General features: G+C 76.2%; 18 protein-coding genes and 2 tRNA genes. 5 read left to right on the top strand and 15 right to left on the bottom strand.

Annotated elements, in window-relative coordinates; all coding sequences use genetic code 11:
• The first annotated feature begins 26 nt into the window (after positions 1 to 26).
• Positions 27 to 1,037: a glycine betaine ABC transporter substrate-binding protein gene (locus tag BKA21_RS17535; protein ID WP_140460234.1), complete on the top strand. Its 1,011-nt coding sequence runs from the start codon at positions 27 to 29 to the stop codon at positions 1,035 to 1,037.
• A gap of 80 nt (positions 1,038 to 1,117) precedes the next feature.
• On the opposite strand, the gene BKA21_RS17530 is transcribed toward BKA21_RS17535, so the two are convergent.
• The 4 genes from BKA21_RS17530 to BKA21_RS17515 all read right to left on the bottom strand — a co-directional run bounded on the left by BKA21_RS17530 (position 1,118) and on the right by BKA21_RS17515 (position 3,753).
• Entirely contained in the window at positions 1,118 to 2,614 is a 1,497-nt protein-coding gene (locus tag BKA21_RS17530; protein WP_170209098.1) for a dihydrolipoyl dehydrogenase family protein, read from the bottom strand.
• Between the two features lie 200 nt (positions 2,615 to 2,814).
• A tRNA-Lys gene (locus BKA21_RS17525) sits at positions 2,815 to 2,887 on the bottom strand.
• A gap of 84 nt (positions 2,888 to 2,971) precedes the next feature.
• Complete coding sequence (locus BKA21_RS17520; protein ID WP_140460232.1) at positions 2,972 to 3,352, bottom strand: hypothetical protein; 381 nt, start codon at positions 3,350 to 3,352, stop codon at positions 2,972 to 2,974.
• A gap of 104 nt (positions 3,353 to 3,456) precedes the next feature.
• Positions 3,457 to 3,753, bottom strand: a complete 297-nt coding sequence (locus BKA21_RS17515) for a GroES family chaperonin (protein WP_140460305.1) — start codon at positions 3,751 to 3,753, stop codon at positions 3,457 to 3,459.
• A 117-nt stretch (positions 3,754 to 3,870) separates the two neighbouring features.
• On the opposite strand from BKA21_RS17515, the gene BKA21_RS17510 reads away from it, so the two are divergent.
• Together BKA21_RS17510 and BKA21_RS17505 are read left to right on the top strand one after the other, a co-directional pair.
• Positions 3,871 to 4,338 (top strand): peroxiredoxin, encoded by a 468-nt coding sequence (locus BKA21_RS17510; protein WP_140460231.1) that lies wholly within the window; start codon positions 3,871 to 3,873, stop codon positions 4,336 to 4,338.
• A 68-nt stretch (positions 4,339 to 4,406) separates the two neighbouring features.
• A tRNA-Leu gene (locus BKA21_RS17505) sits at positions 4,407 to 4,492 on the top strand.
• A gap of 84 nt (positions 4,493 to 4,576) precedes the next feature.
• Here the strand turns inward: BKA21_RS17505 and BKA21_RS17500 are convergent.
• Positions 4,577 to 7,621 (bottom strand): glycosyl hydrolase, encoded by a 3,045-nt coding sequence (locus tag BKA21_RS17500; RefSeq protein ID WP_140460230.1) that lies wholly within the window; start codon positions 7,619 to 7,621, stop codon positions 4,577 to 4,579.
• Positions 7,622 to 7,965: 344 nt separating this feature from the next.
• On the bottom strand, positions 7,966 to 8,337 hold the full coding sequence (gene trxA / locus BKA21_RS17495) for a thioredoxin (RefSeq protein WP_140460229.1): 372 nt from the start codon (positions 8,335 to 8,337) through the stop codon (positions 7,966 to 7,968).
• Between the two features lie 125 nt (positions 8,338 to 8,462).
• Here trxA and BKA21_RS17490 point away from each other — a divergent pair, with 125 nt between their 5' ends.
• Entirely contained in the window at positions 8,463 to 9,017 is a 555-nt protein-coding gene (locus tag BKA21_RS17490; protein ID WP_140460228.1) for an NUDIX hydrolase family protein, read from the top strand.
• Between the two features lie 19 nt (positions 9,018 to 9,036).
• Here BKA21_RS17490 and BKA21_RS17485 read toward each other — a convergent pair whose 3' ends face one another.
• From BKA21_RS17485 to clpS, 8 genes are read right to left on the bottom strand one after another with little or no spacing between them, the layout of a single operon-like run.
• Positions 9,037 to 10,695, bottom strand: a complete 1,659-nt coding sequence (locus tag BKA21_RS17485; protein WP_140460227.1) for an ABC-F family ATP-binding cassette domain-containing protein — start codon at positions 10,693 to 10,695, stop codon at positions 9,037 to 9,039.
• Entirely contained in the window at positions 10,692 to 11,339 is a 648-nt protein-coding gene (gene rdgB / locus BKA21_RS17480; RefSeq protein ID WP_373308188.1) for an RdgB/HAM1 family non-canonical purine NTP pyrophosphatase, read from the bottom strand. The genes BKA21_RS17485 and rdgB overlap by 4 nt, the downstream gene beginning before the upstream one ends.
• Positions 11,336 to 12,118, bottom strand: coding sequence for a ribonuclease PH (gene rph, locus BKA21_RS17475; protein ID WP_140460226.1), 783 nt, complete (start codon positions 12,116 to 12,118; stop codon positions 11,336 to 11,338). Before rph ends, rdgB begins: the two co-directional genes overlap by 4 nt.
• Positions 12,119 to 12,177: 59 nt before the next feature.
• Positions 12,178 to 12,615 carry a hypothetical protein gene (locus tag BKA21_RS17470; RefSeq protein WP_140460225.1) on the bottom strand — a complete coding sequence of 146 codons (438 nt, stop codon included), beginning with the start codon at positions 12,613 to 12,615 and terminating at the stop codon, positions 12,178 to 12,180.
• Positions 12,612 to 13,400 (bottom strand): MBL fold metallo-hydrolase, encoded by a 789-nt coding sequence (locus tag BKA21_RS17465; RefSeq protein WP_140460224.1) that lies wholly within the window; start codon positions 13,398 to 13,400, stop codon positions 12,612 to 12,614. The genes BKA21_RS17470 and BKA21_RS17465 overlap by 4 nt, the downstream gene beginning before the upstream one ends.
• Complete coding sequence (murI, locus tag BKA21_RS17460) at positions 13,397 to 14,209, bottom strand: glutamate racemase (protein WP_140460223.1); 813 nt, start codon at positions 14,207 to 14,209, stop codon at positions 13,397 to 13,399. Before murI ends, BKA21_RS17465 begins: the two co-directional genes overlap by 4 nt.
• Before the next feature lie 10 nt (positions 14,210 to 14,219).
• Positions 14,220 to 14,864, bottom strand: a complete 645-nt coding sequence (locus BKA21_RS17455; RefSeq protein ID WP_140460222.1) for a DUF2017 domain-containing protein — start codon at positions 14,862 to 14,864, stop codon at positions 14,220 to 14,222.
• On the bottom strand, positions 14,864 to 15,139 hold the full coding sequence (clpS, locus tag BKA21_RS19770; RefSeq protein WP_239072907.1) for an ATP-dependent Clp protease adapter ClpS: 276 nt from the start codon (positions 15,137 to 15,139) through the stop codon (positions 14,864 to 14,866). Before clpS ends, BKA21_RS17455 begins: the two co-directional genes overlap by 1 nt.
• Before the next feature lie 93 nt (positions 15,140 to 15,232).
• Between clpS and BKA21_RS17445 the strand changes: the two genes are divergently transcribed.
• Positions 15,233 to 16,597: a nicotinate phosphoribosyltransferase gene (locus tag BKA21_RS17445; protein ID WP_140460220.1), complete on the top strand. Its 1,365-nt coding sequence runs from the start codon at positions 15,233 to 15,235 to the stop codon at positions 16,595 to 16,597.
• Positions 16,598 to 16,712: 115 nt separating this feature from the next.
• Here the strand turns inward: BKA21_RS17445 and BKA21_RS17440 are convergent, their stop codons facing one another.
• Positions 16,713 to 16,868, bottom strand: coding sequence for a hypothetical protein (locus BKA21_RS17440; RefSeq protein WP_160158390.1), 156 nt, complete (start codon positions 16,866 to 16,868; stop codon positions 16,713 to 16,715).
• Positions 16,869 to 16,998: the final 130 nt, after the last annotated feature.

Raw genomic sequence — 16,998 nt, 5'->3', positions numbered from 1 at the left:
TGCCCACCGATCGTCAGGAGCCCCTGATGCGCACCACCACGCGCACCCGCCGCACCCTCGTCGCCGCGCTCGCCGGCAGCGCCGCCCTCGTCCTCGCCGCGTGCGGCGCGCCCGGCTCCGGCGGCGGCGAGGCGGAGACCACCGCCACGAGCACCTCCGGCCTGGCCGTCTGCGAGCCCGTCGCGGGCGAGAGCCTCGTCGTCCTCGACGACGACCTGGGCCTGCAGAACGCCGACAACGTCATCCCCGCGATCAACGCCGGCGTCGCCGACGAGCACCCCGAGGTCGTCGAGCTCCTCGACGCGGTCTCGGCGTCGCTCGACACCGAGGGCCTCATCGCGCTGAACAAGGCCGTCGACATCGACCGCCGCACGTCGAGCGAGGTCGCGGCCGAGTTCGTCGAGGAGCAGGGCCTGGCGGCCGACGAGCAGACCGGCGAGGGCGTCGAGCTCAGCGTCGGCGCCGCGAACTTCTCCGAGAGCCTCACGCTCGCCGAGATCTACGCCGAGGTGCTGCGCAGCGCCGGCTTCGAGGCCCAGGCGCAGAGCATCGGCTCCCGCGAGACGTACCTGCCCGCCCTCCAGGACGGCACGCTGGCCGCCGTCCCGGAGTACGCGGCGACCCTCGCGGACTTCCTCAACTCGCAGATCAACGGCGCGGACGCCGACGCGGTCGCCTCGAGCGACGTCGACGCGACCGTCGAGGCCCTCGCGCCCCTCGCCGAGGAGTCCGGCCTGGTCGTCGGCGCCGCCTCGGCCGCGCAGGACCAGAACGCGTTCGCGGTGACCGCGGAGTTCGCCGAGACCAACGGCGTGGCGACCCTGTCGGAGCTTGCCGCGACCTGCGGCGGCCTCGTCCTCGCCGGGCCGCCCGAGTGCCCCGAGCGCCCGTTCTGCCAGATCGGCCTCGAGGAGACGTACGGCCTGGAGATCGGCGAGTTCCGTTCCTACGAGTTCGCCCTGATCGGCGAGGCCGTGCGCCAGGGCGACGCGGCTCTCGGCCTCGTCCTGTCCTCGGACGGCTCGCTCGCCGGCTGACGCAGCACCTCACCGCCGCGGCGGCCCGGTCGTCCTCGACCGGGCCGCCGTCGCGCGTCGTGGCACTCCCGTGCCCGGCGTCAGCGCCCCGCCGCCTCCAGGAGGCGCAGCCACACCTCGCTGACCGTCGGGTACGCCGGGACCGCGTGCCAGAGCCGGTCCAGGGGCACCTCCCCGACCACCGCGACGGTCGCCGCGTGCAGCATCTCCGCGACGTCAGGACCCACGAACGTCGCCCCCACGAGCACGTCACGCTCCCGGTCGACCAGCACCTGCGCGCGGCCGCGGTAGGCGGGGTCGGTGACGGACGCGCCGGCGACGTCGCCGATCTCGTAGCCGACGACGTCGACGTCGACGCCCGCGCGCGCCGCCTCCTCCTGCGTCGTCCCGACCCACGCCACCTGCGGACGGCCGAACACCACCTGCGGGACCGCCGCGACGTCGGCCGTCGCCCGGAACCGGCTCCACGCACCGGCCCCCTCCTCGGCCTCGCGCGTCACGCCACGCGGGACCCGCGCGGCGTCCACCGACTTCTCGCCGCGGCCGGCGAACCGGGCCGCGATCACGTCGCCGACGACCCGGGCGTCGTACTTGCCCTGGTGCGTCGTGGCGGTCCGTCCCGTGACGTCACCGGCCGCGAAGAGCCAGCCGCCCGGCACGCCCTGCACCTGCAGCGCGTCGTCGACCTCCACCGGCTCGCCCGGGACGAGCCCGACGTGCTCGACGCCGAGGTCGTCGCTGCGCGGCCGACGACCCGTCGCGACGAGCACCTCGTCGACCACGACGTCCCGCGGTGCGACCGCACCCTCCCCCGGTCCGCCGCGGTGCTCGACCCGCAGGTGCACCTCGTCCCCGCGCCGCTGCGCCTGCGTCACCGAGGCACCGGTCGACACCCGCACGCCCCGGTCCACCAGCGCCGCCAGCACCGCCTCGCCCGCGAAGGGCTCCGCGCGGGGCAGCAGCCGGTCGCCGCGCACCAGCACCTCGACCTGCGCACCGAGGTCCGCGTACGCCGTGGCCATCTCCACCGCGACGACCCCGCCGCCGACGACGGCGAGCCGCGCCGGCACCTGCCGCGCCGAGGTCGCCTCCCGGCTGGTCCACGGCCGGACGTCCGCGAACGCGTCGGGCACCACGGCCGACGAGCCCGTGGCCAGCACCACCGCGCAGCGGGCGACGACCCGCACCTCGCCCGCTGGGCCGGCGACGTGCAGCTCGCGCTCGCCCGTGAGGCGCGCGTGCCCCCGCAGCAGCGTCAGGCCGGCGCCCTCGACCCACGCCACCTGGCCGGAGTCGTCCCAGTGCGCGGCGACCTCGTCGCGGCGGGCCAGCACGGCCGCCACGTCGAGGCCCTCCACGCCGCGCACGCCGGGCACGGCACGCGCGGCGGCGAGCACGTCTCCCGGCCGCAGCATCGCCTTGGACGGCATGCACGCCCAGTACGAGCACTCCCCGCCGACGAGCTCGGCGTCGACGAGCGCCACGTCCAGCCCCGTCCGCGAGGCCCGGTCGGCGACGTTCTCGCCCACCGCACCGGCTCCCACCACGACCACGTCGTACTCCTGCACCGGCTGCACAGCCCACCTCCGTCGTCCGTCGCGTCCGACCATCGTGGCGCGGCGGGTGCCTCGGCGCTGGCCGACGGGCACACGGGTCGAGGACGGGAGTCTCCGGCTACTCCGGCGACGGCGGTGGAGCGCCCTGCGGCGACGGCGCAAAGCACCGGCGGGAACGACGAAGCCCCCCGTCCGGAACGGACGGAGGGCTTCGTGCGCTGTACGCCCCCTGGGACTCGAACCCAGAACCCGCTGATTAAGAGTCAGCTGCTCTGCCAGTTGAGCTAGAGGCGCGCGGCTGGAAGAGGTTAGCAGCCCGCGGACGGCAGATGCGAACCGGAATCCGGTCGACGGCCAGGTTGTGAAGAAGGCCACAGATCAGGGCCGGACGGGCGCCCCGGGATCCTCGCCGGCATCGGTCCCGTCGGTCGACGACGGCCCCGCCGGGCCCTGCCGCCACCAGGGAGCCGCGGGCAGCCCCTCCTCGTCGACGAGGTCGGCCGACGTCACGACCGGCGCCACGAGGTCGACCAGCAGCGTGAGCGGCACGTGCTCGGCGAGCAGGCCCTCGGCCCGCCGGGCCGCGTCCTCGTCGACCAGCGGCCCGTCGGGCACGTCGTCGCCAGCCCCCGCGGCGACGCCGTGGGGGACGCCCTCGACGGTGCCGTCGGCAGGGGGCGGGGTGCCGTCGGCAGGCGGCGGCGACCCGGCGGCACCCTCAGGTGCCCCGAGGCCGGGCGGCGGCTGCACGTCGGGCACGTGGCACCCCCGTGGTCGACGGCTGGCGGACGGTCGCCCGCCCTCCCATGATGGCGCGACGGCCTGCCCGGGGCGCGCGGCACGCCCGGCCGAGGAGCGCACCGTCAGAGGTACAGGCCCGTGCCCTCGCCCGTGGTGCCGGGGGCGGCGACCGCGTGCACGTCCTTCTCCCGCAGCAGCAGGTAGGTCCGGCCGGTGAGCTCGACCTCGGCGCGGTCCTCGGGGTCGAAGAGCACCCGGTCGCCGAGCTCCACCTGGCGCACGTGCTGCCCGACCGCCACGACCTGCGCCCACGCCAGCCGCTTGCCCATGGCGGCGGTCGGCGGGATGAGGATCCCCGCGGACGACCGCCGCTCGGCGTGCTCCGCGTCGAGCGCGACGAGGAGGCGGTCGTTGAGCATGCGGATGGGCAGGTCGCCGGGCGGAGGAGTGGTCGGAGCGCTCACGCCGCCGACCGTACCCCGCCGACGTAGGGTGGCCGGCGTCGTCGTCCACACCTGAGCACCCGAGGAGATCCCGTGCCCCGCCTCGCCGTCGGTGACCGTGCCCCCGCCCTGACCCTGCCGACCGCCGACGGCGGCACGGTCGACCTGGCCGACCTGCGCGGCCGCTCGGTCGTCGTGTACTTCTACCCCGCCGCGGGCACCCCGGGGTGCACCAAGCAGGCGTGCGACTTCCGCGACTCCCTGGCGTCGCTGCAGGGCGCGGGGTACGCGGTGGTCGGGGTCTCGCCGGACCCGGTGGACAAGCTCGCGGCGTTCGCGCAGGCCGAGCAGCTGACGTTCCCCCTCGCCTCGGACCCGGAGCGCACGACCCTGGAGGCGTGGGGCGCCTGGGGCGAGAAGACGATGGACGGGCGCACCGTGACCGGGGTGGTCCGGTCGACCGTCGTCGTCGACCCCGAGGGTGTCGTGTCCCTCGCGCAGTACAACGTGCGCGCCACCGGGCACGTCGCCAAGCTGCGCCGCGACCTCGGGATCGACTGACCGCACGCCCGGCGCGCACCCGCGGCACAGCGGCGCCCGCGGGTGCCGCTGTGCCAGACTCGGCGCGCGCGGGAGTGGTGAAACGGCAGCCACGCCAGGTTTAGGTCCTGGTGCCCGAGAGGGCGTGCGGGTTCGACTCCCGTCTCCCGCACCACGGGCCTGCAGCACGACGGACCAGCAGCACGGCGGCCGCGGCACCCGGGGGTGTCGCGGCCGCCGTGCGTCGTGGTGCGGCGCGTCAGCGCATCGGCAGCACCACCCGGGAGGCGGCGGTGCCGACGGCGGTCGTGCCGGTGCCGACGGCGTTCCAGAGCGCCACGCGCACCGTGCCGCCGCGGAGGTCGCCGAGCGTGCCGGTGGCGCGCTCGAGGCCGACGGACGACGTGTAGCGCTCGTACCCCGGCACCGGGTCGGTGGCGAAGTACCGGTAGACCTCGACGCGGTCCCAGGTCCCGTCGCCGGTGAGGTCGTACGACACCTGCAGGCGGGTGCCGTTGCCGACGACGGTGCCGGCGTCGAGCGCGACGTCGAACGTCGTGGCCCCGCCCGTCGCGGTGCCGGTGAGCCCGCTCGCGGTGAGCACGAGCGCCCCCGCGGGCTCGGTGGCCGTGTCGACGCCGCGCGCCGCCGGGACCGTGAGCGTCGCGGGTGACGTCACGGGGGTGGTGACCAGGCGGCCGTCACCGGCGAGCGCGAACGTGAACCCGCTCGTCGGCGGCGCCGTCGGCGTGGGCGTCGGGGTCGGGGTGACCGTCGGCGTCGGGGTGGGCGTCGGGGTGGGCGTGGGCGTCACCGTCGGGGTGGCGGTCGGCGTGGGCGTCGGCGTCGTCGTCGGACCGCCCGGCGCACCCCCGCCGCTCCACGTGTGGGCACCCGTCGTCGCGGTGCGGCCGGCGGCGACCCGCAAGGTGGTGCCGTCGGAGAACGCCACCGTCCGCGCCGACGCCGCGGGGTTGGACGCCACGTACGTGCGGCGCCCGTCACGGACGAACACCGCGGACAGCGGGTTGTCCCCGTGCACGGTCGCGTCGACCGTGCCCAGGGCGGCCAGGTTGGCCACCCAGTGGAACGTGTGGGCGCGGGACTCGCCCTCCTCGACCGGGTAGCCCGGCTGGGCGCGCAGCAGCTGCAGGGCCCGCGGGCCGTCGCCGAGCGCCAGGTAGCTCCACAGGATGTCCTGCCAGACCGTCGGCGGGCCGCCGTTGGCCTGCTCCAGCTCGGCGTAGTTGGACCGCACGTCCGCGGGACGCAGGCCGAGGTACAGGTGGGAGCCGGTGATGGGCAGGGTGTTGATGCCCTGGATCATCTCCGCCTCGCCGCTGAACCACGTGGCGTACGCCCCGCCGTCGCCCCAGATCATGCCGACCGTGGAGTGGCCGAACCCGTCGGGGATCGCCCCCGCCCGGTCGAACCAGTACTCCTGGATGGCGGCGGCCTGCGTGGCGTACAGGTACGCGCCCGCGTCACGGATCGCCCGGTCGCCCGTGGCCTCGCCCCACTGGACGAGGGCACCGGCGAAGTTCATGCCCTCCGAGCTGGACTCCTGGTTGTTGCCGGCGGCGAAGGCGCCGTGGCCCGACGCCCAGTCGTGGCCGGCGTACACGTCGAAGTCCCGCATGTACGGGAACAGCTCGTCGTCGCGGTCGTAGCCGTTGGCGTCACGGACGAGGAGGTCGACCATGCCGCCGTAGCGGGCGTCGGACGCCCACTGCGGGTCGAACCGGGCCAGGGTCGCGGCGGCCGCGACGAAGTACCCGTAGTGGAAGTGGTGGTCGTTGAGCTCGGTGTCGGAGCCGTACGACGCCGGGTAGCCGATGAGGGTGCCCCAGCGCTCGTCGTACGCGAAGACCTGGCCGGTCTTGCCCGGGGTCGCCGTGAACCAGTCGGTCAGGGTGGTGCGCACGCGGGCCAGGATGCGGTCGCGCAGGTCGGTGCGGCCCAGCTGGTCGGCGATCTCGACGAGCCGCGTCGCGCGCCCCAGGGCCTTGCCGGTCCAGTACGTGTCCGCGCGCAGGATGGGCAGCGGGTCGGCCGCGGCCTCCTCGAGCAGCTGCTCCAGGCGGGCGCGGTCGGCGCCGGAGGACGTCGCGACGGCCGGCACCTCGTGCAGCACCCCGGTGAAGGGGGTCGCCGTGGTCACCGAGCGGGTGCCGCGGTACGCCGTCATGGCGCCGCGCGCCGACGGGTACGTCGAGCCCAGGGCCGTGCCGCCGCCGGTCGCGGTCACGTACCGCTGCTGGTGGGGGTACAGCGCGACGACGGTGCCGTCGACGGTGCCCTGCAGGCGGCGCGTGGTCAGGCCGTAGGTGGTGCGCACGACGCCGGCGTCCTCGTCGTAGACGTAGTCGGCGCGGGTGCCCGTGACCTCGGCGAACGCGTACCGGCCGAGGTCACGTGCCGCCGCGGTGCGGGCGGCGTCGTCGGCGCCCGGGCCGGTCGGCAGCGCGGCCACCGCGAGGTACCCCTTGCCGGCGAGCGTCGAGCGCAGCGCGTTCGTCTCTCCCGTCCAGCGGGCGCCCGCGGGGGCGTAGACCCCGTAGTCGTGCCCGTTGGCGGTCAGGCCGAGCCAGGGGCCGTCGCGCCACCAGACGCGCACGTCCTGCGACGAGCGCAGCAGCGCGTCGCCGCCGGCGACGTGGTACCAGCTGATCGGCAGGCCGTGCCCGATCGTCGCCGTGAGCGAGCGCGTCCCGTCGGACCACGACGGCGTGACCGTCCAGTCCGACCAGTCCGCGACCTTCACGGTCGGGGCGTCGAGGCCCGCGACCGTGACCCGCAGGTCCTCGGCGTACGTGTAGTGGAACTCGCCGATGCCACCCGTCGTCCCCGACCGGGTCGCGGTGCGGGGCGTCGAGAGCCCGAGGCCGTCGGCCGTGGGCTGGTACGACACCGGGTGCGCGTGCAGCGGTGCGCTGAACCGGCAGTCGAGGCGCTTGTAGAGCAGCGAGCTCCACCAGTCGTTGGTGGGCAGCGCGCCGTCGGGCGCGTCGGCGGTGAGCGCGCTGCGCGGGTCGGCCTCGACGGACGCGCAGCCCTCCGGCGTCGGACCGACCGGCGTGGCCGCGTACGAGCCGGCGCCGACGGGCACGACCCCGTCGGCCGCGGCGGCCCCGGGGACGGCGACCGCGGCGAACGTGAGCGGCAGCGCCAGGGCCGCCAGCGCGGCGACGACGCGTGCGGTGCGCCGGCGCGCCGGCCGGGACGACGCGGGTGGGGTGCCCTCCGGTGCGGTGCCGGTGGCGTCGGACGACCCGCGGGCGCGGGTGGGTGAGTGGTGTCGCATGTGCTGTGCCCCCTCGGGCGCGCACCAGCGGTCCGCACGGGTCCCGGCCCGCGCACCGCGAGTGCGGTCGCGCGGACGTGCGGACCCGGCACGGGCATGCGGCCGGCACGCTGCCCCTGCTGCGACGCGCCGCGTCGTTGCGGCGCACCGTGACCTGCCCCCCGCACGACCCCCGTTGGTCGCGCTGCGATGAGAGCGATCTCACACACGGTAGGCACGGGTGATCGCGCACGGCAACCCGACAGGTCAGGGCGTCGCCCGGACGGGCGCACCGGACCGGGACGACGCGGCGCCCGCCACCAGCCGGTGACGGGCGCCTCGTGCGTCGGGCAGGGCGGGGTCGGTCAGGCCGACGCACCCTGCTTCGCGGCGATCTGCGCGCGCACGTCGTCCATGTCGAGCGCCTGGATGCCCTCGACGACCTTCGCCAGCGCCGGGCCGGGCAGCGCGCCGGCCTGGTTGAAGACGAGGACGCCGTCCCGGAACGCCATCAGCGTCGGGATCGCGGTGATCTGCAGCTCGGCGGCGAGCTGCTGCTCGGCCTCGGTGTCGACCTTCGCGTGGACGATCTGCGGGTTCTGCTCCGACGACGCCTCGAACACGGGCGCGAAGCTGCGGCACGGGCCGCACCAGGACGCCCAGAAGTCGACGAGGACGATGTCGTTCTCCTCGATCGTCTGGCGGATCGTGTCGGCGGTCAGCGTGGTGGTGGCCATCGGTCTCCTCCTCGGGTGGTCCGGGGTGTGCAGCGTCGGTACCGGCCGGGGTATTCCCGCCCGCCGGCGCGCGCCACGCGGTGGTCGGTTCGGCCACGACGCGCCGGACGCGGTAGAACTGCACGGTGACCGCCTCCGCCGAGTACCCCGTCGGCCCCGAGCGACCCTCCGGCTGGCTCAGCCCGCAGGACATCGCCACCGCGCGCAGCCAGCTGCCGATCCTCTACGTCGACGCGGTCCCCGTGCGCGTCGACGAGTCCGGCGACGTCGTGGCCGTCGGGCTGCTGCTGCGCGTGACGCCCGAGGGTGTGATGTCCCGCGCGCTGGTCTCGGGCCGCGTCATGCACCACGAGCGGGTGCGCGACGCGCTGCTGCGGCACATCGAGAAGGACCTCGGGCCGATGGCCCTGCCGATGGTCCCGTCGTCCCCGCAGCCGTTCACGGTCGCCGAGTACTTCCCGACCCCCGGCGTGACGCCGTACCACGACCCCCGCCAGCACGCGGTGTCGCTGGCGTACGTCGTGCCCGTCGCCGGCGACTGCCGCCCCCAGCAGGACGCCCTGGACCTGGCCTGGCTGACGCCCGAGGAGGCGTGCACCGAGGCCGTGCAGGTCGAGATGAACGGCGGCCAGGGCCTGCTCCTGCGCCAGGCGATGGCGTGGGTGGGGCGCCTGCCCTGAGGCCCGGGCCTGGGACCGCTCAGCCCAGGTCGAGGTGCGGCCAGTCCGCCAGGTCGGCGCGCAGCTGACGGTCGTGGGTCGCCACGACGACGGCCGCGGACGTGCCGCGCAGCGCGGTCGTCAGCTCGTCGACCAGACCGACCGACAGGTGGTTCGTCGGCTCGTCGAGCACGAGCACGTGCGGCGCCGCCAGGAGGGCGCACGCGAGGTCGAAGCGGCGGCGCTGCCCCACGGACAGCTCGCCGAGCGGCCGGTCGAGGTCGTCCTCGCCGAGCAGCCCGAGGGCCGCGACGGGCACGAGGTGCCCGGGGTCGAGCAGCCCCTGCTCCAGCAGCCGCAGGGCGTGCCGCGCGTAGGCGTCGAACGCCGACGGCGTCGCCCCGGGCCGCGCGACGGGCGCCGCGTGCTCGGCCGGACCCTCCTGGGCGAGCACGCCGAGCCGCACGCCGGGCGCCAGGGTGCGCGTGCCCCGGTCCAGCCCCGCAGCACCGGTGAGCGCGGCCAGGAGCGTCGACTTGCCCGCACCGTTCGGGCCCGTCACGAGCAGGCGCGCGGCGGGCATGACGTCGACCCGACGTCCGGGCAGGTCGAGCCGTCCGTCGACGCGGGGTGCCCGGACCTCCAGCAGCGGGCCGCCGCCGTAGTCCCCCGGCACCGACGGCAGGTCGGGGAACGCGAGCGCCGGCGGCGGCACGGGGACCTCGACGGCCTGCTCCTCCAGGCGCTGCACGAGGCGGTCCGCGGCCTTGACGTGGATCCGCGCCCGCGTCGCCCGGCGGTTCTTCTGCGAGCCCTTGGGCGGGCGCCACTCGTCGGACAGGCCCTCGTAGGACTTGTCGAGCCGGTCGGCGAGCTGCGCGGCCCGCTTGCGCTCGGCCCGGTGGCGGGCGCGCCAGCGGCGCAGCATCTGGTCGCGCGCGAACCGGTAGTCCGCGTACCGGGCGGCGCCGTAGAGCACGGGCCGCCCGTCCATCGAGGGGTCGAGGTCGAGGATCGCGGTCATGACGTCGTCGAGGAGCCGCCGGTCGTGCGTCACGATCACGAGCCCGCCCGCCCACGCGCGCAGCTGCGCCGTGAGGTGGTCGACACCCGCGACGTCGAGGTGGTTGGTCGGCTCGTCCAGGAGCAGCAGGTCGGCGCGTTCGGCGAGCCGGCAGGCCAGGCGGACCCGGTACCGCTCGCCGACGCTCAGGGACGCGAGCGTGCGGTCCCGGTCCCGGGGGGCGCCCAGCCGGCTGAGGGACTCGTCGACGCGGCGGTCGACGTCCCACGCCGCGAGGTGCTCGTACCGGGCGATCGCCCCGGTGAGCCACGTGACGTCGCCGGACTCGTGGTCGAACGCGTCGATGGCGCGCGCCAGCTCGTCGGCGACGGCCCGGGCCCCCGCCCCCGCCTGCTCCACGAGCGTGCCGACCGTGTCGCCGGGCGCGACCTCGAGGTCCTGCTCCACGACGGCCAGCGACCCGCGCCGGCGCACCTGCCCCCGCTGCGGCGCGAGCCGGCCCGCCAGGACCCCGAGCAGCGTCGACTTGCCCGCGCCGTTCTCCCCCACCAGGCCCACGCGGTCGCCGGCGGACACCGTCAGGTCGAGCGCGTCCAGCACCGGCCGGCCCGGGTACCCGAACGTCACGGCGTCGGCGACGAGCTGGACGTCGCCGGGCCTCGGCGCGCCCGTCATCGGCCCAGCGCCGCCACCACGTGCGGCACGAGCGCCCGGAACGCCTGCCCGCGGTGGCTGATCGCGTTCTTCTCCTGCGGCGACAGCTCCGCGCAGGTGCGCTCCTGCCCCCGCGGCACGAGCACCGGGTCGTACCCGAAGCCGTGGCTCCCGCGCGGGGCGGTCGCGAGCGTGCCCTCCAGCGTGCCCCGCACGACGTGCTCGTGCCCGTCGGGCGTCACCAGGGCCGCCGCGCAGACGAACCGCGCACCCCGGTGCGCGGGGGCGATGTCGGCGAGCTGGGCGAGCAGCAGCGCGAGGTTCGCGGCGTCGTCGCCGTGCCGGCCGGCCCAGCGGGCCGAGAAGATCCCCGGGGCGCCGCCGAGCACGTCGACGGCGAGGCCCGAGTCGTCCGCGACCGCGACCAGACCGGTCGCCGCCGCGAGCGCACGCGCCTTGATCAGGGCGTTCTCCTCGAACGTGACGCCGTCTTCGACGGGCTCGGGCGCGTGCACGTCGCGCGCGCCGACGACCGCGGCCTCGGGCAGGTCCGGCAGCGCCGGGTGCAGGATCGCCCGCAGCTCGCCGACCTTGTGCGCGTTGTGGGTCGCCAGCACCAGCCGCGCGCCGGCGGGCACGACCACCCCGCTCGCCGCACCGCTCACGGGGCCATGACCTGCCGCGTCGCCGTCCCGTCGGACGCCGGGGCGGCGAGCACCTCGGCCTGCAGGCGCGTGAGCTCGGCGGTGCCGGCCAGCGCCAGGTCGAGCAGCGCGTCGAGCTCGGCACGGTCGAACGGGGTCTGCTCGGCGGTGCCCTGCACCTCGACGAACCGGCCGGCACCGGTGACGACGACGTTCATGTCCGTCTCCGCGCGCACGTCCTCGACGTACGGCAGGTCCAGCACGGGCACGCCGTCGACGATGCCGACGCTGACGGCCGCGACGGAGTCCCGCAGCACCTGCCGCCCGGGCTTGACGATGCCCGCGCCCTGCGCCCACGCGACCGCGTCGGCGAGCGCGACGTACGCACCGGTGATCGCGGCGGTGCGGGTGCCGCCGTCGGCCTGCAGGACGTCGCAGTCCAGCACGACCGTGCTCTCGCCGAGCGCGGCGACGTCCACGACCGCGCGCAGCGAGCGCCCGACGAGTCGCGAGATCTCGTGCGTGCGCCCGCCGACCTTGCCGCGCACCGACTCCCGGTCGGACCGCGAGCTGGTGGCGCGCGGCAGCATCGCGTACTCCGCGGTGACCCAGCCCTGGCCGGAGCCCTTGCGCCAGCGCGGCACGCCCTCGGTGAACGACGCGACGCACAGCACCTTCGTGCCGCCGAACTCGACCAGCACGCTGCCCTCGCCGGCGTCGAGGAACCGACGCGTGATCGTCACGGGCCGCAGCTGGTCAGGACGGCGCCCGTCGGCGCGCGCAGGGGTGCTCGAGGTCATGCCCCGACCCTACGTGCCGGTACCCGCCGGTCCGGAACGCGCCCGGTCCCGTGGCACCGTCAGGGCCGACCGAGATGGTCCCCGGCGCGCAGGCGCAGGGAGGAGCGGACGAAGGCGACGCCCAGGGTCGCGCTCACCGCGGCGGCGAGCAGGACGGCCCACAGGTCCGGCTGCCCGGGGGCCCGGAGCACGGCCGAGACGGACTCGACGAGGAAGAGCCCGCCGAGGACGAAGCCGGAGGTGGGGCGGGCGGTCATGCGCCACGGGGCGCGGGGCGCGGCGACGTCCTCGACGTCGGCGTCACGGAAGGTCCGGACGGCGACGCCCACGACGACAACCTGCAGCACGATCACCCCGGGCACGAACGCCCACTCCCCGAGGGCGACGCCCAGGAGGACCGCACCGAGCACCGCGGCGACGGGGGCGAGGAGCAGGTAAGCGAGCTTGCCGGAGGGGGTGAGGACGCGCCACGGCACCCGACCGTCGGGCCCGCTCACAGGGCCAGGACCAGGCCGGGGGTGGCGACGACCACGGGCCCGTCGTAGACGGCGCGGGCCTCGGCCGCCGCGGCCTCGGCGTCGTTCCACGCGGGCACGTGCGTGACGACCAGGCGGCCGGAGCGCCCCCGGGCGGCGGCCTCGCCGGCGCGGCGCCCCGTCAGGTGCACGCCGCGGACGGCGTCGTCACGGCCCTCGACGAACGCGGCCTCGGACAGCAGCAGGTCGGCGCCGGTGGCGAGGTCGTCCAGGCCCGGGCACGCGTCGGTGTCCCCGGTGTAGGCGAGGGTCACGCGGCGCGCCGGGTCGGCGTCCGACGGGCCCGTGACGCGCAGCCCGAACGCGGGCACCGGGTGCAGCACGGGGACGGGCGTCACCTCCAGCGGCCCGACCCGCACGGGCGTGCCGGCCTGCCAGGCGTGCACGTCGAACACCTCGCCGGTGTCGGTGGCGGGGTCACGGCCGGTGAGCTCGAGCAGGCGGTCGCGCGTGCCCTCGGGCCCGTGGACGGCCAGCGGGGGTAGCGGGCCCTGCGGGCGGTAGCGGCGCAGCACGCCGAGCACCGCCATGTCGGCGACGTGGTCGGCGTGCAGGTGGCTGAGCGCGACCAGGTCGAGCGCGGCCGGGTCGCCGTACCGCTGCAGGGGGCCCAGCGCGCCGTTGCCCAGGTCGAGCAGGACCGACCAGGTGCGCCCGTCGGCGTCCTCGGCCTGCACGAGGTACGACGACGCGGCCGAGTCCGGCCCGGGGAAGGACCCGGAGCACCCGACGACGACGAGCCTCACCGCAGCGCTCCCCGCGGCTCCACCGCCTCGACCTCGGGGCCCAGGAACCGACGCGCGAGCGTCGCGAACCCTGCGGGGTCACCCGTGGCGAGGAAGCGGTGGGTCGCCGGCCCGGCGGCCGGGTCGCGCTCGAGGTCGTGCGCGACGAGCGTGCGGTAGACGTCCTTGGCGGTCTCCTCGGCGCTCGACACCAGGGTGACCTCCTCCCCCATGACGTACGAGATGGCACCGGTCAGCAGCGGGTAGTGCGTGCAGCCCAGCACGAGGGTGTCGACGCCGGCGGCGCGCACCGGGTCGAGGTACTCGTGCGCGACCGCGAGCACGTCGGGGCCCGACGTCACGCCGGCCTCGACGAGCTCGACGAAGCGCGGGCACGCCTGCGAGACGAGCTCGACGCCCGCCACGGCGAACGCGTCGTCGTACGCCCGGGACTCGACGGTCGCGCGCGTGCCGATGACGCCGATGCGGCCGTTGCGGGTCGCGGCGACCGCGCGGCGGGCCGCGGGCAGGATCACCTCGACCACGGGCAGGCCGCGGCGCAGCGTGTACCGCTCGCGGGCGTCGCGCAGCATCGCCGCCGACGCGCTGTTGCAGGCGATGACGAGCATCTTCACGCCCGCGTCGACGAGGTCGTCCATGATCTCGAGCGCGTGCGCGCGCACCGCGGCGAGCGGCTTGGGCCCGTACGGGCTGTTCAGGGTGTCGCCGATGTACAGCGTGGACTCGGCGGGCAGCTGGTCGAGGATCGCCCGCGCCACCGTGAGCCCCCCGACGCCGGAGTCGAAGATGCCGATCGGGGCGTCGTTCACCCGACGCACACTAGCCCGCCGACCGGCCGCGCCCCGGGTGCTCCGGTCCCGGTGCGGCGAGCATCACAGCGACGAGGGACTCCTGCAGCCACGACAGGGCGTCGTACAGCGCCACGAGGTAGGCGCGGGCGTCGTCGCCGTCGGCCGCGTCCGAGGCGTGCAGCGCCTGCGCGTCGGCGTCGGTGCGCACGCCCAGCCGGTCGGCGAGCACGAGGCGCACGTCGGTGAGGGTCGCCGCGACGTCGCCGGCGCGGGCGGGGTCGACGACGAGCGCGTCGTCCGGCCACCCGGGCTCCCCGTGCGCGACGACCGTCCACAGCGCGCGCAGCCGGGCGACCTTGCGGGCGCGCAGGTCGTCCTCGGTCAGGCGCCGGAACTCGGCCGCGACCTCGTCGTCGTCGCGCGACGCGTCCGGCAGCAGCCGCCGCACCGCGGGGTCCGTGGGCGGCTCGACCGGGGCGATCCGCACGGTCCACAGCGCGGCGTCGGCACCGGCAGGGCCGTCGGGCCCCGCGTCGGGCTCGGCCGGTCCGTCCTCGAGCCGGCCCGCGCCGAGCAGCTCGGCGACGTCGGCGAGCACCGAGGCCACGACCTCCCGCTCGGTGGCGTCGAGCTCGGCGACGTAGCGGCCCTGGCGCTCCCGGAACGCGCGCATCACTCGCCGCCCCGCTGCAGCGTCGCCCACAGCCCGAACCCGTGCATGGCCTGCACGTCGACCTCCATCTGCTCGCGCGTGCCCGTCGACACCGCGGCCCGCCCCTCCTCGTGGACCTGCCGCATGAGCTTCTCCGCCTTCGGCCGTGGGTACCCGAAGTACGACTCGAAGACGTACGTGACGTAGGACATGAGGTTCACGGGGTCGTTCCAGACGAGCGTGACCCAGGCGTCGGCGAGGCCGACCTCCTCGTCGGCGGCCTGGTCCGGGAGCACGTCGGCGGGGGCGACGGAGGCGACGGCGAGCACGGGGCCACTGTAGGTGGGCCGGGCACGACCGGTCCGCCCGGCGCCGTCTACCGTGACGCCATGACCGACACGGCCCGCCCGGCCTCGCCCAGCACCGCGCTGCTGACCGACCGCTACGAGCTGACCATGCTGCAGGCCGCCCTGGCCGACGGCACCGCCGACCGGCGCTGCGTGTTCGAGGTGTTCACGCGCCGCCTGCCCGCCGGCCGCCGGTACGGGGTGCTGGCGGGCACCGGGCGGCTGCTGGAGGTGCTCGAGGACTTCCGGTTCGGCGCCGACGAGCTCGCGTGGCTGGCCGACGAGCGGGTCGTCGACGACCGCACGCTGGAGTACCTGGCCGGCTACCGGTTCGGCGGCGACGTCGTCGGGTACGCGGAGGGCGAGGCGTTCTTCCCGCAGTCGCCGGTGCTGGTCGTCGAGGGCACGTTCGCCGAGGCGGTGCTGCTGGAGACCCTCGTGCTGTCGGTGCTGAACTTCGACTCGGCGGTCGCCTCGGCGGCCTCCCGCATGACCAGCGCGGCCGTGGACCGCCCGTGCCTGGAGATGGGCGCCCGGCGCGCGCACGAGCACGCCGCCGTCGCCGCGGCCCGTGCGGCGGTCGTCGCGGGCTTCGCCGGGACGTCGAACCTCGAGGCGGGACGCCGGTGGGGCCTGCCGACGATCGGCACCGCCGCGCACGCCTTCACGCTCCTGCACGACGACGAGGAGCAGGCGTTCGCGTCGCAGGTCCGCTCGTCCGGCGCGGGCACGACGCTGCTCGTCGACACCTACGACGTGCGCCGCGGCGTGGAGCGGGCGCTCGCGGCCGCCGGGACGGGGCTCGGGGCGGTGCGCCTGGACTCCGGCGACCTGGGCGTGCTGGCCCACGAGGTCCGCGCCCAGCTCGACGCGGCGGGCGCGCACGGCACCCGGATCGTCGTCACGTCGGACCTGGACGAGTACGCGATCGCGGCGCTCGCCGTGGCGCCCGTCGACACGTACGGCGTGGGGACGTCGCTCGTCACCGGGTCGGGCTCGCCCACCTGCGGGATGGTCTACAAGCTCGTCGCCCGCGAGGACGCCGCCGGGGTGATGCGGCCCGTGGCGAAGGCGTCGCGGGCCAAGACCAGCGTGGGCGGGCGCAAGGCCGCGGCACGGCGCCTCGACGAGGACGGGCGCGCCGTGGAGGAGGTGCTGGTCACCGGGCCGGACGACCGGGTCGCGCAGTGGTCGCGGGGCCGCGGCGACGTACCCGCCGACCTGCGACCCCTGCACGTGGACCTCGTGCGCGACGGTGCGGTCGTCGACGGCTGGACCGGACGCGCGGGTGTCGCCGCGGCCGTCGCACGGCACCGGGCGTCGCGCGACGAGCTGCCGCGCGGGGCGCGCCGGCTCTCCGCCGACGAGGCCGCCGTGCCGACGACGACCTGGCGCCTCGACGCCTGAGGTCGCGGCGCGGGCGCTGCACCCGGCCCGGACACGCCGAGGGCCGGGACGCGATGCGTCCCGGCCCTCGTGGGCGGTCGACGGGGGGGGTGGTCGACCGGCGTCCTTGCGGCGACTAGATCCTGGCGCGCCCGCGGCCGACGAGGCCGAGGATGAGGCTGACGACGAGGACGATGACACCGATCCAGATGAGGAACTGGCCGATGTTCGTCGCGACGCCGAGGACGACGAGGACGACGCCGACGAGGATGAGGATGAGCCAGCTGGGCATGTGCACCTCTCAGGCTGTGAGCACCGACCCAGTGTGTGGTCGGTGACCGCTTGCGGCGTCCGGGGGAACCCGGAGCCGGTGTTCGTGACGTGGAAGAGCCTGGCAGCGGGTGAGCGGCTCGGCACGTCGA

Origin of the sequence: Cellulomonas oligotrophica, from assembly GCF_013409875.1 — a bacterium.
Taxonomy (GTDB): Bacteria; Actinomycetota; Actinomycetes; order Actinomycetales; family Cellulomonadaceae; genus Cellulomonas; species Cellulomonas oligotrophica.
This window is presented reverse-complemented; position numbering and strand designations above follow the sequence as displayed.